Source organism: Chryseobacterium balustinum, from assembly GCF_900168205.1.
GTDB lineage: Bacteria > Bacteroidota > Bacteroidia > Flavobacteriales > Weeksellaceae > Chryseobacterium > Chryseobacterium balustinum.
Map to the genome: position 1 here is coordinate 65862 of NZ_FUZE01000022.1, position 15467 is coordinate 81328.

Below are 15467 nucleotides of genomic sequence, written 5' to 3' on the forward strand. Positions count from 1 at the left end.
CATTCACTAAAATAATCCGACGTCTGACAGCTTTTTTCTATTGTCTTTCAATGGCTTTGATTTTCCACTAAAACCACTGAAATAAATTCTAACGCATAATTTTTCGGTCTGAGAAAAAGCCGTAATAGTAAGTGTTTTGTGTAACCATAAAAGAGAGTTTTGAGAGCGTTTTAAAATCGAAGAAATACAGTTGTTATTTTGTTTCTGTGGCGTAATGAGGCTAATTATTGACGTTGAAGGATATTTTTCATAACTGATTTACTGACCTGATAAATTACAAATGTTGAGCATAAAGTTCTCAATTGATAATTATGAAGAGAGAAAAGTCAGAAAAAAAGACGGGTAATTGAAGAGTCCAATGATTTGTTACGCATGATCATAGCTTAAAAGCGAATTTAATTTCATTATTTCAGCATCGCTTTACAGTTTTGCTACCTATCAGTAAAACAGCATTTTCAAAATTAGGTCATGACAATTTTACCATTCAACTGATTATTTGTAATTTAGTTGAATCTAAGAATGATGAATTTCTTCGCAACAATTCTTGTTGCCACTTTAAAAATAATTTTAACGAAATCAATATACTTTTATTATAACAGATCAAGTCAGAATCTCTACTGATGCATTTGCGGGAGATTACCGCTTTCAGAAACTGCATCTTTTGAGTAAATGCTTTAAAGTGCCTTGTAAAATTTGATTTTGAAATTTAAGGGTGAAAGCATATCAAGGCCAACTGTATAATTTAAATACATTAATTAATCGTAATTGGATGAGCCGAATATTTTTATTTAAAAATTTCGGTCATGGAAAAGAACATTGAAATTAAGAATATAACCATTAATGAGGTTATCAAAATATTTAAAGAAGAGGAGGGAGTTGAATTAACAATTCAGGAAGCGGAACAAATTGTAGAATTTCTAAAAATGCTTTTAACAATTACCATAAAGCGTTTTTTAGATGAATAATATTTTAAGATTGTAGAGATGAAAAAAGCCGATTTATACATTCGTGTTTCAACCGATGAGCAGGCAGATAAAGGATATTCCCAAAGAGATCAGGAGGAGCGATTGAGACGTTATTGTGAAAATAATCGTATCCAAGTCGGACAGGTCATTTATGAAGATTATTCAGCTAAGACCTTTAACAGGCCTGAGTGGATCAAACTCTTAGATACGCTTAAGAAAAAGAGCTCCAGAACCAATTTATTGCTATTCACAAAATGGGACCGTTTTAGCAGAAATGCTGGTGATGCCTATCAGATGATCAATATCCTCAAAAAGCTTAATGTTGATCCGCAAGCTATTGAACAACCTTTGGATCTTTCGATTCCTGAGAACAAGATGATGCTGGCAATCTATCTTGCTGCACCGGAAGTTGAGAACGACAGGCGTGCCCTGAATACCTACTATGGAATGCGTCGTGCTAGAAAAGAAGGAAGATTGATGGGAAGGGCGCCTTATGGATATGTCAATAAGATCACGGAGAACGGGAAGAAGTATGTCACACAAAAAGAGCCGGAAGCATCCAATATGACATGGGCATTTAATGAAATGGCGAAAGGCGTTTACTCAGCCAGCCAGATCATGGATATGATGAACAAACGGGAAGGGAAAACTGTAAAAGTTAGTGCTTTTCTTGCAGGCTTAAGGAATACTGCATATTGCGGAAAAATTTATGTAGAACAATACAATGACGAGGAGGCTCATTTTGTTCCAAGTATTCATGAACCTTTGATCAGTGAGGATTTATTCGAAAAAGTCCAAAATATAATGGATGGCAATGCAAATCTAGCAAGACCCAATGTAAAAATATTGTCTGACGATAATCTTCCCCTGAGAGGATTTCTTGTTTGTCCGGAATGTGGTCATTTGATAACGGGTAGTGCGTCTACAGGACACTCCAAGAAATATTACTACTATCACTGTCAGTCACCGTGTGGATATCGTTACAAGGCAGAAATTATCAACAATAAATTCTTGGAAGTACTGGAAGCATTAGAAATGAGGGAGTCCATTAAAAAATATTTGAGAAAGGTCTTGAAGCAAAATTTTGAGAAGTTTATTGATAATCCTCAACATCAAAGAAAAAAGATATTAGTGGAAATTGATGGACTGAATAACAGGTTAAAGTTGGCAAGAAACAAACTGTTGGAAGATGTCATTGATAATGAGGAATACTTGGAAATTAAGACTGATTGCAAGGACAAAATTGAAAAGTTAGAAAGCAGCCTGACCAAAGTAAAAGATAAAAACAAAATAGATTTTCCGAAACTACTTGACCATGCATTATCGAACGTTGTAGATCTTGCTAAAGTCTTTAGTAGTGGGGATATCACATTAAAACGTCGAATAATTAGTTCGATATTCCCTGAAAAATTGGAATTTTTTGAAAATCATTATCGAACTATTAGACCCAACGTTTTGCTGTCCTATATCTATCAGATTAACAATGAGTTAAGAGATAAAAAAAACCGGAAAAATAGTGAATTATCACCTCTTTCCGGTCTTGTACCCAGGACCGGGATCGAACCGGTACTCCTAAGAACTGGTGTTTGAGACCAGCGCGTCTACCAATTCCGCCACCTGGGCTTGATGTTTACTCCAAACGTTATTGTTTGTTTCAAATTGGTGTGCAAATATAGGAACTTTTTTCAATGTTCAAAAGCTTTTTGAAGAAAAATTTTAAAAATTGAGTTCCAAACCATCGTAGGCAAGGTGTATTCCGTCGGGAAGTAACTTATCCTCAATATTATGCAAGCCAAAATGGTGACTGATGTGAGTCAGAAATAATTTTTTAGGTTTTAGTTCATTATACAATTTAATGACATCCGCCAATACAAAATGGGCAGGATGGGGATCAAATTTTCGAATACAGTTTAGAATAAGCACGTCTAAATCTTGTAACTTTTCTTTTTCTGAATCAGAAATAAAGTTGGCATCAGTAATGTATGCAAGTTTTTTAAACTTATATCCTAGAATAGAAATTTTATAATGTGTTACCTCAATAGGAGTAATTTCTGTATCTAAAACAGTAAACTTTTCGTGATCGATTTCGTGCAAATCAAAAGCTGGTGCTCCGGGATAACGAATGTCTGCAAAAGCATAAGGAAAACGATTTTTAATTTCGTGTCCAACTCTTGAAAGACAATAAATAGGCATGTTTTCGCCGCTTTTAAAAATGAGCGGACGCATATCATCTAAACCAATCACGTGATCATTATGCTCATGAGTAAGTAATGTAATGTCGATGTGATTTTCTTTGTTGATAAGCATTTGCTGCCGAAAATCGGGTCCGCAATCAATCAGTATTTTCCTGTTTTCATCGGTGGTTATCATCGCTGAAGCCCGAAAACGAGTATCTTTTGGATTTTGAGAAGTACATACCTCACAAGTGCAACCGATAACGGGGACACCTTGGGAAGTTCCGGTTCCTAAAAATTTCAACTTCATTTTGTTTTGAGGTTGGTTTAATTTTGGTAAATTTACGAAAAATTTAATGTCCTAATGTATCAGAAACTAACTCCTAAACAAAAAGCATTAACAATTAATCTAGATCCTACTATTTATGGTACTTTCGCAGAAATTGGAGCAGGGCAGGAAACTGTACGACACTTTTTTAGAGCAGGGGGGGCTTCCGGTACAATTGCTAAGGCAATGTCGGCCTACGACAAAGATTTTAGTGATGCCATCTACGGAAAAGAAGTAAAAAATAGGTATGTTACTCAAAACAGACTTAGAAAAATGCTTCGCTATGAAGTGTCACTAATTGAAGAAAGAATTTCAAGAGACACTAATCCCGGAAGAAAATATTTTTCTTATGCAAACACGGTAACGACCATCAATTTTGATAAAACTGTGAAAGGTCACGGTTGGGTCGGAATTCGTTTTCAGGTGAAAGAAAATGAAGATTACAACGAGATTGTAATTCACGTAAAATTCAAAGAAAATGATGCTACTTTGCAGCAGGAAACACTGGGTAATCTTGGGGTAAACCTTATTTACGGAGCATATAATTATTACGACAATCCAAGAAGATTGATAGAATCTCTTTATGATGAGGTTTCTACAGACAATCTTGAGATTGATATGATCGATTTCAGCGGTCCGGCTTTTGCTTATGTTGATAACAGACTGATGTCTTTGCAACTGGTGAAAAATAATATGACCGATGCTGTAATTTTTAATGCTGAAGGTAATAATATGCTTCCTGCGGATATTTTATATAAAAAAAATATTTTTGCGGTAAGAGGAAGTTTCAGACCGGTGACCAAAGTAAATATAGATATGATTCGCAACGGAATGGAAATGTTCCTGAAAGATGCTATTTGTACACAAGAAGAAACTGAGGTTCTTATTGAAATTACCATTTCAAACTTACGTGCAGACGGAGATATTGATGAAAGAGACTTTTTGGATCGTGTAGATGTTTTAGGCAAATTAGGTTATACCGTTATTATATCAAACTTCTCAGAATATTACAGATTGATAGATTATTTCTCACATTATACCAATGGAGATATTGGCGTAACGATGGGGGTAAATAATATGTTGATGGTGTTTGACGAGAAATATTATAAAGATCTTTCCGGAGGTATTTTGGAAGCTTTTGGTAAGTTTTTCAGAAACGGAATGAGAGTTTATTTGTATCCTTACAAAGATCCTGAAACTCACGAATTATTAGATTCTTCAAACCTAAAAGTAGAAGAAAATCTAAAAGAATTGTACAAATATTTCAAACACAACAACCGTATTGTAGATATTACCAACTATAATCCTGAGTTTTTGGAAATATATTCAAGAGAAATTCTAAGAAAAATCGCATGCAATATCAGCGGTTGGGAAAACCAGCTTCCTGATGGCGTTGCAGAAATGATAAAAGAAAGAGGAATGTTCGGGTTTAAAAACGAACTTTCTCTGAAACAATTTTCATAAAAAATATTACAATGTCTGAATTAAAAAAAAGACTTTCGTCTATTCTTGAAAGTCCAAAACATAATACCGATGAGAAGCTTCAAAAAGTTTGTCATTTATTAGACCAGGAAATATCTTATTTCAACTGGACTGGTTTTTACTTTAAAAACGGGGATAAAGACGAACTGAAATTAGGTCCTTATGTAGGAGCTGAAACTGATCATATGATTATTCCTTACGGAAAAGGTATTTGCGGACAGGTGGCTGTTTCCAACGAAACATTTATCGTTCCCGATGTACATTTGCAGGATAATTATCTGAGCTGTTCGATTGATACAAAAGCTGAAATTGTAGTTCCTATTTTTAAAAACGGGGAAAACATTGGTCAGATCGATATCGATTCTCATACCATCGATCCTTTTACGAAAGAAGATTTAGAGTTGTTGGAATGGCTTTGTAATGAAGTTTCAAAGATTTTGTAATCTTATCTCAATATAAAATACAAGCTCCGATTTTTGTCGGAGTTTTTTTATTTAAAACGTGGTCAATATAATTTAAAACAAAAAGTTTGTCATTCCGTAGGAATCTCGATATAGAAGATTACTGCAACTTAGATTCCTACGGAATGACAAACCAGTGTTTTATTTAATCATTAAATTCAGCAATTAATTCTTTAAAATAATTCTCGCATTTCGCAATGTGTGTTCCGTACCACGAAAAAGCTTCACCATCCACAATCATAATTTTTTTATCAGGATAAACCTTTTTTAGTCCGGCAATATGTTTTTCTTTAAAAGGAAAAGGCTCGGAAGATAACATAATAAAATTTGCTTCGGCTAGATCTTCTGTATGGATTTCCGGATAACGGGTTTGATTTTTAAATATATTTTCAAAACCAATTTCACTTAAAATATGATGAATGAAAGTATCTGAACCTACCGTCATGTAAGGATTATTCCAAATAAGATAAGCGACTTTTACCTTTGGATTTATCTTGGTTTGATTGAGAACTTCATAGATTTTTAGATTGAAGGCTTGTGCTCTTTCTTCTTTATTAAATAGCAATCCAAGGTTTTTCAGCAGGTAATAATTGTCTTCAATCGTCTCTGTATTATAAACAATTACTTTGAAATCCTTCATTAAAATTTCTACCTGTTCTTTAACGTTTTCTTCTTTGTTGGCTAAAATTAAATCTGGTTTAAGGCTTTTAATTTTCTCAATATTAAGATTTTTTGTACCGCCGATAATTTCTATATTTTTTACTTTTTCTGAAGGGTGAATGCAGAATTTTGTTCTTCCGATAATTTCGTTTTCTGTTAAACCTAAATCAAATAAAGCTTCTGTAATAGAAGGAACAAGGGAAATTACTTTCATATGAAGATTTTTATTGTCTTTTAAAGGTCATATGCAATCGCACCATTCTTATCAGGATTGGGGTTTCCAAATCATGGCGATTTCATAAAGATTTTAGACTTTGCCTAAAATTACAAAAGTTTTCCGGTTAAGAAAAGGCCGGCAACAGAGAAATAAATAATTAATCCGGTAACATCGACCAAAGTTGCTACGAATGGAGCGGAAGAAGTTGCAGGGTCGAGTTTCAGCTTTTTAAGAATAAATGGAACCATAGAACCTGAAAGCGTTCCCCATAAAACAATCATCACTAAAGAAAAACCAACACTTAAGCCTATATACGCCCAATGAATTCCATAATCAAAAAATCCTGCTTTATGCCAAACCATAATTCTCAAAAATCCGATAATACCTAAGATTCCACCTAAAACTAATCCGGTAAAAATCTCTTTTTTCATCACGTACCACCAGTCTTTTAAACCAATTTCCTGTAATGCCATTGCTCGAATGATCAAAGTTGCAGCCTGTGAACCAGAATTTCCTCCACTTGAAATGATTAACGGAACAAATAAAGCCAAAACAACTGCTTTCTGAATTTCATCTTCAAAAAATCCCATCGCAGAAGCGGTCAGCATTTCAGAGAAAAATAAAATAATAAGCCACATTCCTCTTTTTTTGATCATTTCCATCAAAGAGGTCTGAGTGTAAGGTAAATCTAAAGCTTCAAGTCCACCGAATTTTTGAATATCTTCGGTATTTTGTGATTCAATTTGATCTAAAATATCATCAATTGTTACAATTCCAACCAAAACTCCAGCTTCGGTAATAATAGGAAGCGCAGTTCTGTCATACTTTTCAAAATAAGTAACAGCATCTTCTTTGGATGTTGTTGTTTTAATGGCAACGAATTGATTGTCTGTAAGTTCTGATACTAAAGTGTCTTCTTCCACCAACAATAAACTTCCTAAAGCTAAATCGTCAATAAGATGATTCCTTTCATCAACGACATACAGGTGATTGATGGTTTCAACTCTTTTTCCGACTTTTTTGATCTGCTGAAGACATCTTTTTACAGTCCATTCTTTTCGGATCTGGATATAATAAGGTGTCATCAGACGCGCAATAGAATCAGAATTGTAGCCGAGAAGTTTCAGGGCAATTCTTCTTTCCTGAGGATTAAGATGATTGATAGAATATTTGATCAGTTCATCCGGAAAATCCTCAAACAGAGCTGTTCTGTCATCGGGAGTCATTGCATTCAGGATTTCTGAAACATCATCGCTGCCGATGCTTCGAATGGTTTCTTCCTGGAAATCGGGATCTAAGTGCGAAAAAACATCGGCTTTGTATTGCTTAGGAACTTTCAAAAAAGCGAGCAGCCTTTCATCAGCGGGAAGTTCACTGAGTCTTTCGGCAATATCGGCTGGATTAAAAGTAAGTTCGTGTGTAGAATTCAAAACCTGAAATTTTTGATATGCAAAAATAGCTCAAATTTTTAGAATGAGAGAATCATGAGCCAAATTTAAGGTTTATTTAAAGTTTAAAAACCCGCTTCTGCAGAAGGTTTTATCTTTCTTAACTCCTTAAGAATGTTTTTCATAGCACCGTTGGTTCCGATTTTTATAGAATTTTCGGTAGAACCTAAAAGGCGCATATTCTTTCGGTAAGTGTCATATTCTGAAGACGTAATTAAGTTTCCTTCTGCATCGAAAAGCTTCATACTTACGACAACCTGGTTAGAAAAAACGTATTTTCCTAATCCTACTTTGAAATATTTTACTTTAGGAACAATGACAAAGTCGGCATCATTGTTTTTACTGTATTCGGTAATGGTTTTAGAATCGATGCTGTCATAAGAAACCTGAATTTCAGATCTCAGCATTTTATTTTTACGGAAAGCGCTGATATTATCAGAAACTGCACTGAAGAATGCGAGATTGGTGGGTTCTTTTATTTCTTCAATATCGGGTTCCACTTCAGGATTGAAGTATAAAACTTTCTTTGTTTTATCATGATCTGAGGTTTTCTGCGCTTTTACAGAAGAAACACTGAGGATAAACACAGAAGAAATAAGCGTATAAAATAAAAAATTTTTCATCTTTTTGTCGGGTGTAAAATTACTGTCTTTTAATGGGATGACATAATTTATTTAAGAATTTATTAACATATTTTTCTATCAATTTTAATATATGGAATCAATAATGTTTCCAAAGTCTGATGGTTTCCTTAAATATTTATTAAAAAATGCTGATAATATATTATTTAGAAATAGTACAGAGGTTTTTAATAGGCATTTTATTTCTAATTTTAAATTACTGTTTTGGTGATTAAAAAAATAGTCGTACTTTTGCACCCGTTACATAATAATCATTAAACAATATTGGAATGTACTTAACAACAGAAAAAAAAGCAGAAATTTTCGCAAAGCACGGAAAATCTGCACAAGACACAGGAACAGCTGAAGGACAGGTAGCTCTTTTCACGTTCAGAATTAACCATTTATCTCAGCACTTGAAGGCAAATCGTCATGATTTCAACACTGAAAGATCTTTGGTAAAATTAGTAGGTAAGAGAAAAAGTTTATTGGATTATCTTAAGAAAAAAGATATTACAAGATACAGAGCGATTATCGCTGAACTTGGATTAAGAAAATAATCTATCCGATTTCCAAAATAAAGAAGCAACTTCGAAAGAGGTTGCTTTTTTTATTTTTAAAATGAGCCATAATTCTTAATCTTCAATATTTTTTTCAAAATAATATTTCTGCGCAATAAGACTGCGTATTTTGTTTTTTATTTTGCTGTATCAAAAATGAGAGCCAAAATGGTTAGATACTAAAAATAATATTATGAAAATACGTTTTAAAAATAAAGAAAGAGCTGCTGCCGCAAATCTGTGTCAGGATGAATATTTAGTTGTTGCTAAGGAACAAGATCTTAGGGTAGGATATTCTTATGTTTTCTTTAATGAAAATCTTCAGGAAATGAAGGTGAAAGATAATGCTGTAGAAATTACTGATGATAATATGAATGACATGATTCAGCGAAATGACCTTTGGTATGGAAGAAATTTCTATATTAATCAGCTTTTGGTGGAACTTTTGGATTTAAAGCCTGGAGACAACATAGGTACCCGTCATATTTGGTCGGCAAGTAAGTGCTTTAGATTTTTTGAAAAATATAATTACGAAATTCCTGATTCTTATAAAAATACAGCCTTAAACGAAACCTATAAAATAAATCTTATCGAAGGTTTTCTGATGGCTGTAAATCCCTATATTGAAAGAAAGTTTTTTGGTGGCGAGTACTTTGAAAGTTTTGGATTTTATAAAGGAAAGGCAATTTCCGAAATAAACTTAAAGTTGGGAGAAAGTATTAATGAACTCAATGTTGAAGAATACAAAGAATTATTAAAAAGCTTTATTAAAAGGAACTTACATGATACTCAACACAATGAAGAGAATTCTAAACTATTTTCTGACACACTTTTTATTTTAATTGATTCACTTTTTATCTACGATATTACCCGAATTTTCTCCTATAAAACTTTTTATGATGATTGTTTTGTGATAGAACATCAGAACGAATATTATTATTTGAATCAATTTTGGTATTGATAAAAAAATGAGATACTTTTTAGTATCTCATTTCATTTATATTTATGTAAAATTAATGTCCCGATTTGGCTTCCGTAGTTTTTACATGGCTCAAATATTTCGTGCAATACGCTCCGAAAATTAAAATCACCAAGTAGCAAAAAACCGGAATAATAAACGAATGCTGAACTCCAAAATAATCAGCAAGAAGACCTTGGGAAATAGGTACAATCGCACCTCCCAAAATCGCCATTATAATTGACAACATTTTGAGCCTGATTTTGATATTTTATTGCTGAAAATTTAATAAATCATTATAATACATTATCTTTGCAAACGAAAATTTAGACGAAATATAAATATTAAAGTGCTCAATACGGAGCGCAACACAAAACAATTTATGAGTATACCTCAAGCAATTACAGAGTTGATTACTCTTGCAGACGGCAGAGAAATCACATTAGAAACAGGGAAACTGGCAAAACAAGCTGACGGATCTGTAGTAGTAAAAATGGGCGGAACAATGCTTTTAGCAACCGTAGTAGCAAGCAAAGAAGCTAAAGACGGTGTCGATTTCTTACCATTAACAGTTGATTACAGAGAAAAATTCTACGCTGGTGGAAAAATCCCTGGAAACTTTTTCAGAAGAGAAGCTAGACCTTCAGATCAGGAAATTCTGACGATGCGTTTGGTGGATAGAGTTTTAAGACCATTATTCCCGGAAGATTTCCATGCAGAAGTGCAGGTAATGATTTCATTAATTTCTTATGACGGACAGTCGATTCCTGATGATTTAGCAGGTTTGGCAGCGTCTGCAGCAATTGCTATTACTGACATTCCTTTCAACGGACCAATGTCTGAAGTAAGAGTAGTAAGAATCAACGGTGAACTTTCTATCAACCCTAAATTTGAAGATCTTAAATTGGCTGACCTTGATATCATGGTTGGAGCAACGAAAGACTCTATTGTAATGGTAGAAGGTGAAATGAAAGAAATTTCTGAAGCAGAAATGCTTGAAGCAATTAACTTCGCTCACGTTGAAATTAAAAAACAAGTTGAAGCTCAGGAAAGATTAGCTGAAAAAGTAGGCAAATCTTTACCAAAAAGAGAATACAGCCACGAAAATCACGACGAAGCTATTCGTGAAAAAGTGTGGAAAGAAACTTACGATAAAGTATATGAAGTAGCAAAAACTCCTTCAGGAAAAGAAGAAAGAGGTGAGAAATTCAAAGCTGTTTTAGCTGAATTCTTAGCTCAATATGTAGAAAATGCTGAAGAGTTGGAGAGAGTAACTCCTTTTGCAAAAGTATACTTCCACGATGTTGAAAAAGAGGCGATGCGTCAGATGATTATCAATGATAAAATCCGTCTTGATGGTCGTGATCCTGAAACAATTCGTCCAATCTGGAGCGAAATCGATTATTTACCGGGAGCTCATGGTTCTGCAATTTTCACAAGAGGTGAAACTCAATCTTTAACAGCTGTAACTTTAGGTTCGGTAAAAGATGCGAACATGGTAGACAGCGTAATGGTAAATTATGACGAAAGATTCTTCTTACATTATAACTTCCCTCCATTCTCAACTGGTGAGGCTCGTCCTTTAAGAGGAACTTCAAGAAGAGAAGTTGGTCACGGAAACTTAGCTCAAAGAGCTTTGGCAAATATGATCCCTGAAGAAAACCCTTACACTATCCGTATCGTTTCTGATATTTTAGAATCAAACGGTTCGTCTTCTATGGCAACTGTTTGTGCAGGAACTTTGGCTTTGATGGATGCAGGTATTCAAATTACAAAACCAGTTTCTGGTATTGCAATGGGATTAGTAACTGACGTAAAAACTGGAAAATTCACTGTACTTTCTGATATCTTAGGAGACGAAGATCACTTAGGTGATATGGACTTTAAAGTAACTGGAACTGCAGACGGAATCACTGCTTGTCAGATGGATATTAAGATCCAAGGATTATCTATGGATATTATGGAGAAAGCGCTTCTACAAGCTAGAAACGGAAGACTTCATATTCTTGATAAATTAAATGAAACTATTTCTGCACCAAGAGAAGATGTGAAACCTCACGCTCCTAAAATGGTAATGATGGAGATCTCTAAAGATTTCATCGGTGCTGTAATCGGACCTGGTGGAAAGATTATTCAGCAAATGCAGAAAGATACTGACACAGTTATCGCAATTGAAGAAGTTGGCGAAATCGGAAGAATCGAAATTTCTGGTGTTAGCAGAGAGAAAATCAACGAAGCGATCGCCAGGATCAACGAGATTACTTTTGTACCTGTTATCGGTGAAGTTTATCAAGGTAGAGTAGTGAAAGTAATGGATTTCGGAGCTTTCGTAGCCATTGCAAAGGGTACTGAAGGATTACTTCACATTTCTGAAATCGAGTGGGCTCGTCTTGATAAAGTTCCTTACAACGAAGGTGACCAAGTTGAAGTGAAATTTATGGGGTACGATGACCGTAAGAAAATGAAACTTTCAAGAAAAGTTTTGTTGCCAAGACCAGAAAGACCGGCACAAAAACCAAGAGAAGAAGGACAAGGAAGACCAGAAGGACAAAACAGACCTGAAAGGCCTGCAAGACCGGAAGGAAACAGAAGACCTGAAGGTGAAAAACCTGCAGGAGATCAAAATCAAAATCCTTCATCTGAAGCTTAAGATCATATAATCGATCATATTAAAACCACCGAATTTCTCGGTGGTTTTTTTTTGTTCCTTCGAGAGTTTCAGTGATCATTTGGAATTTTTTTCTGAAAAGGATCGTTTATGCTGGCGTTTAATTTATCGCGAGGTTAAACAAAGAATTATTAAAGATCATTCTGAAAGATAAGATAAACAAAGGCGTCAACTTATTTTGAAATACAAAGGATAATACGAGATGAATTCTAATTTATTGTTTATTTTATCATATTAAGATTGAACCCCTACGGGGTTCTGCTATATCATCATTTGCTTTTCTACACAGATATTGCTCCTCCGGAGCATTAAAGAATGTGGGATAAGGTTTTTTGGATAGAAGAATGATATTTTATACTATGTCAATAGTATTTCATAAAGCAAGAATATAGTTTGCAGACATAAAAATATAACTCGCAGACAGAAGAATATAACTTACAGACAGAAGAATATAACTTGATGATGCAAAAATATAAATCAATATCGCTAAAATATAAAGTCTGAGTGTGCCAATATAAAATGATATCGCAAAAAAATAAAGTTACATTGTAAGAATGTAACTTTAGATGGAAAGAATATTGAAATGGATCTCCGCTTTTAAGAATAACGCTGAATCCAGCAGTCGTTTTGTCATTCTGTAAGAATCTCAATACACTAAAAACAGGGTTGTTTAGATCCCTATGAAATGGTAAACAAGCTGTTACCTATTGATTTCGTAACAATTACGGATATTCTTATCCTTATTGTTTATGATCTTATTCTTGTATAGCTTTAGAAGAAGTAAATATTATTTTTGCTTCTTAAATGTAATGGGGGAAATCGTTGCATATTCGGGTGAAGTGGCTCCGTAAAGGCTTTTGACGTATTTTTTAACGTTTTGAGCGATGGAGTAGAGCCCTATTTCTTCTGCGTATAAGATCTGGTCTCTTTCGATGAGCTTGATGTTGAGCTCGGCTTCGGTTTGGTCTACGAATTGGGTAGCGTTGATCAATGAATCTTTGTAAGTGCTGAGATCGGTTAATTTCAATTCGTCTTCATCCGGATTGTAATTGGGAATGGTTGCCAATAACTGCAAAAGGATCCCGAAATTCTCGGCTTGCTGAGTGAATGACTGTCGGGAGTTAGAAATTGAGTTGTTGGTTGATAGTTGTTCGTCGTCAGTTTTTGCAGAAACTGATCTTTTCTTACGACTACCTTGAATAGAACGGTTTAAGGATTTTGCCTGGTCTAATGTTCCAGTCATTAATCCTAAAATTTCTAAGCGATTGATAATTCTGGTGAGGATAGGCTTTAGGTTTTCGAAAGCGGTCTGGCGCAGTGCGATGGCATTCTTGTTGGCATTTCGTTTATCTTCGACCTCGACTAATTTTGCACTAGCTGTAGCGTACAATCCCTGAAGATTGGCAACCGTAAGATTGGGTACCGGTGGATTGTAAAGCGTGTAAACGGAAACTTGCTGTGAAAGTTTTTGTAGGTTGGCCACATTGCGGGCGTGTCCTACTTCAGATGTTGAAGGCATAATCATTTGTGTTTAAATTGTTTATTCAAATTTAGAAATTATTTTGAATTGAAGTGAGTTTTTGGTGAAATATTTTGAGGGTGAGGGGATTATGTTGAGTTTGGGGATGAGAAAACCCTAGCGGGAGGCTAGGGTTTTTGGTTTTTAGAATGAAAGTAAACGTTGTAAATTTAAGTTATAGGTTTTATTCTTGATTATAACTCACTCTTATTATTTCATTTTTCCTAGAAAAGGAAGCTTTTAAAAGTCTTCTGCTTTGTAATTCTCTTATAAGTTTTTCGTTATCTAGGTTGTATTCAATATCAAATTCTTCTTTGTTATTAATTTTTGGAAAAGGTTCTGGTAATAGATTTACATACTCTAATATTTCATTATCAGAATATTTTCCAGAAATCTCATTGGTTAAAAATTTTATTTTTTCATCGTTAGACAGATTTGATTCTAATGCAACTGTTGTAAAATACTCAGAGTACAAATGAAATTTAAGATTATTAAAATTATTGATAATGGTTTTAATGAAATTTAGGTCTTCTTTATTAAATTTTTGTTCTTCAATTAAGTATTTCAATATATTTTGTTTGTATTGTGCATTTATATCAGATATGAAAATATCTGTCCAAACTTCAATATCGAATTCATTGAAATTTTGGTAATTTTCGTATAATAAATCTTCATTTTGTTGAAATAGTAAAATTCTGTTATTACTCTCTAAATAGATAATATTTTGAGAATTAAAATTTATTAGATCATTATTAATAAGTGTTGATATTCTCTCTTTTCTTTTTATTTCTGCTACATCATACCTGTTTGCAAAAGATTTAGTTAGGTTATTGAATGATGAATCAGTAATTTCAGAATTTATAATATCAAGTACAAATTGATTAACTGTTTTAATATCAATCTTTGTTTTTTTGATTTTATTTTCCTCTTCTTCTTCTTCTTCTTCTTCTTCTTCTTCTTCTGAGTCGATATTAATAATTTGTACTTGTTCGTTTAACTTATATTGAGAAAGCTCAATATAGTTTTCCTCAACATTTAAATAATTTTTGAAATAATTAAAATCTCCAATAATATCATTTTCGTATTCGAGAAGTAGATTTCCCCAGTGTGGAATTAATTTATTTTCTGAAACAAGATTGTTCCATAAACCTTTATTTTTAATGTCTTCTATATTTTCTATTTTAAAATTTATTTTTTTCGTCAATAAAAACTTGTTTTCATTAGAAAGATCTTTATTATTTAAAAGTTTTATAACTGATTTTATCTCCTCTTCTGTGTTATCTTCTCCTGTTAATATAATTTGTTCTACATATTGTACGTCTTCAAACCAACTTAGACATTTTAGTTTAAATCCTTAAGGAGGATTTTCGATTTATAAACTTACTAATTTTTGTTGATTATATATTT

The 15467-nt window shown here is 33.5% G+C and carries 14 protein-coding genes and 1 tRNA gene; 7 read left to right on the top strand and 8 right to left on the bottom strand.

Annotated elements, in window-relative coordinates; translation table 11 throughout:
• Nucleotides 1–803 precede the first annotated feature (803 nt).
• Nucleotides 804–965, top strand: a complete 162-nt coding sequence (locus B5X64_RS22660; protein WP_111944944.1) for a DUF2624 family protein — start codon at nt 804–806, stop codon at nt 963–965.
• An 18-nt stretch (nt 966–983) separates the two neighbouring features.
• Nucleotides 984–2555 (top strand): recombinase family protein, encoded by a 1572-nt coding sequence (locus B5X64_RS18530; protein ID WP_079466660.1) that lies wholly within the window; start codon nt 984–986, stop codon nt 2553–2555.
• On the opposite strand, the gene B5X64_RS18535 is transcribed toward B5X64_RS18530, so the two are convergent.
• Both B5X64_RS18535 and B5X64_RS18540 read right to left on the bottom strand, forming a co-directional pair.
• A tRNA-Leu gene (locus B5X64_RS18535) sits at nt 2509–2588 on the bottom strand. The two genes, B5X64_RS18530 and B5X64_RS18535, sit on opposite strands and share 47 nt — an antisense overlap.
• A 93-nt stretch (nt 2589–2681) precedes the next feature.
• Complete coding sequence (locus tag B5X64_RS18540; RefSeq protein ID WP_079466648.1) at nt 2682–3449, bottom strand: MBL fold metallo-hydrolase; 768 nt, start codon at nt 3447–3449, stop codon at nt 2682–2684.
• A gap of 54 nt (nt 3450–3503) precedes the next feature.
• Between B5X64_RS18540 and B5X64_RS18545 the strand changes: the two genes are divergently transcribed.
• Nucleotides 3504–4931, top strand: coding sequence for a nicotinate-nucleotide adenylyltransferase (locus B5X64_RS18545; protein ID WP_079466649.1), 1428 nt, complete (start codon nt 3504–3506; stop codon nt 4929–4931).
• Nucleotides 4932–4942: 11 nt separating this feature from the next.
• Nucleotides 4943–5392 (top strand): GAF domain-containing protein, encoded by a 450-nt coding sequence (locus tag B5X64_RS18550; protein WP_079466650.1) that lies wholly within the window; start codon nt 4943–4945, stop codon nt 5390–5392.
• 163 nt (nt 5393–5555) lie between these two features.
• On the opposite strand, the gene B5X64_RS18555 is transcribed toward B5X64_RS18550, so the two are convergent.
• The 3 genes from B5X64_RS18555 to B5X64_RS18565 all read right to left on the bottom strand — a co-directional run bounded on the left by B5X64_RS18555 (nt 5556) and on the right by B5X64_RS18565 (nt 8358).
• The gene (locus B5X64_RS18555) at nt 5556–6284 is read right to left on the bottom strand and encodes an ABC transporter substrate-binding protein (RefSeq protein ID WP_079466651.1); all 729 of its coding nucleotides are present in this window, start codon (nt 6282–6284) and stop codon (nt 5556–5558) included.
• A gap of 110 nt (nt 6285–6394) precedes the next feature.
• Complete coding sequence (gene mgtE, locus B5X64_RS18560) at nt 6395–7717, bottom strand: magnesium transporter (protein WP_079466652.1); 1323 nt, start codon at nt 7715–7717, stop codon at nt 6395–6397.
• 83 nt (nt 7718–7800) lie between these two features.
• The gene (locus tag B5X64_RS18565; RefSeq protein WP_079466653.1) at nt 7801–8358 is read right to left on the bottom strand and encodes a pyruvate decarboxylase; all 558 of its coding nucleotides are present in this window, start codon (nt 8356–8358) and stop codon (nt 7801–7803) included.
• Between the two features lie 287 nt (nt 8359–8645).
• On the opposite strand from B5X64_RS18565, the gene rpsO reads away from it, so the two are divergent.
• Both rpsO and B5X64_RS18575 read left to right on the top strand, forming a co-directional pair.
• A complete protein-coding gene (rpsO, locus tag B5X64_RS18570; RefSeq protein ID WP_027386233.1) occupies nt 8646–8915 on the top strand; it encodes a 30S ribosomal protein S15 in 270 nt (89 codons plus the stop codon).
• A gap of 193 nt (nt 8916–9108) precedes the next feature.
• Nucleotides 9109–9876 (top strand): hypothetical protein, encoded by a 768-nt coding sequence (locus B5X64_RS18575; RefSeq protein ID WP_079466654.1) that lies wholly within the window; start codon nt 9109–9111, stop codon nt 9874–9876.
• Between the two features lie 52 nt (nt 9877–9928).
• On the opposite strand, the gene B5X64_RS18580 is transcribed toward B5X64_RS18575, so the two are convergent.
• Nucleotides 9929–10123 carry a hypothetical protein gene (locus B5X64_RS18580; protein WP_228419003.1) on the bottom strand — a complete coding sequence of 65 codons (195 nt, stop codon included), beginning with the start codon at nt 10121–10123 and terminating at the stop codon, nt 9929–9931.
• 132 nt (nt 10124–10255) lie between these two features.
• Here B5X64_RS18580 and B5X64_RS18585 point away from each other — a divergent pair, with 132 nt between their 5' ends.
• Nucleotides 10256–12523, top strand: coding sequence for a polyribonucleotide nucleotidyltransferase (locus tag B5X64_RS18585; protein WP_079466661.1), 2268 nt, complete (start codon nt 10256–10258; stop codon nt 12521–12523).
• Between the two features lie 805 nt (nt 12524–13328).
• Here the strand turns inward: B5X64_RS18585 and B5X64_RS18590 are convergent.
• Entirely contained in the window at nt 13329–14060 is a 732-nt protein-coding gene (locus B5X64_RS18590) for a hypothetical protein (RefSeq protein ID WP_228419005.1), read from the bottom strand.
• A 184-nt stretch (nt 14061–14244) separates the two neighbouring features.
• Nucleotides 14245–15264, bottom strand: a complete 1020-nt coding sequence (locus B5X64_RS18595; protein ID WP_079466656.1) for a hypothetical protein — start codon at nt 15262–15264, stop codon at nt 14245–14247.
• Between the last annotated feature and the right edge of the window lie 203 nt (nt 15265–15467).

Bases quoted from the DNA above. Each gene is read 5' to 3' on its own strand.
- B5X64_RS18545 (WP_079466649.1), top strand. From the start codon at position 3,504: ATGTATCAGAAACTAACTCCTAAACAAAAAGCATTAACAATTAATCTA.
- B5X64_RS18540 (WP_079466648.1), bottom strand. From the start codon at position 3,449: ATGAAGTTGAAATTTTTAGGAACCGGAACTTCCCAAGGTGTCCCCGTT.
- B5X64_RS22660 (WP_111944944.1), top strand. From the start codon at position 804: ATGGAAAAGAACATTGAAATTAAGAATATAACCATTAATGAGGTTATC.
- B5X64_RS18590 (WP_228419005.1), bottom strand. From the start codon at position 14,060: ATGCCTTCAACATCTGAAGTAGGACACGCCCGCAATGTGGCCAACCTA.
- rpsO (WP_027386233.1), top strand. From the start codon at position 8,646: ATGTACTTAACAACAGAAAAAAAAGCAGAAATTTTCGCAAAGCACGGA.
- B5X64_RS18585 (WP_079466661.1), top strand. From the start codon at position 10,256: ATGAGTATACCTCAAGCAATTACAGAGTTGATTACTCTTGCAGACGGC.
- B5X64_RS18555 (WP_079466651.1), bottom strand. From the start codon at position 6,284: ATGAAAGTAATTTCCCTTGTTCCTTCTATTACAGAAGCTTTATTTGAT.
- B5X64_RS18575 (WP_079466654.1), top strand. From the start codon at position 9,109: ATGAAAATACGTTTTAAAAATAAAGAAAGAGCTGCTGCCGCAAATCTG.
- B5X64_RS18530 (WP_079466660.1), top strand. From the start codon at position 984: ATGAAAAAAGCCGATTTATACATTCGTGTTTCAACCGATGAGCAGGCA.
- B5X64_RS18565 (WP_079466653.1), bottom strand. From the start codon at position 8,358: ATGAAAAATTTTTTATTTTATACGCTTATTTCTTCTGTGTTTATCCTC.
- B5X64_RS18580 (WP_228419003.1), bottom strand. From the start codon at position 10,123: ATGTTGTCAATTATAATGGCGATTTTGGGAGGTGCGATTGTACCTATT.
- B5X64_RS18550 (WP_079466650.1), top strand. From the start codon at position 4,943: ATGTCTGAATTAAAAAAAAGACTTTCGTCTATTCTTGAAAGTCCAAAA.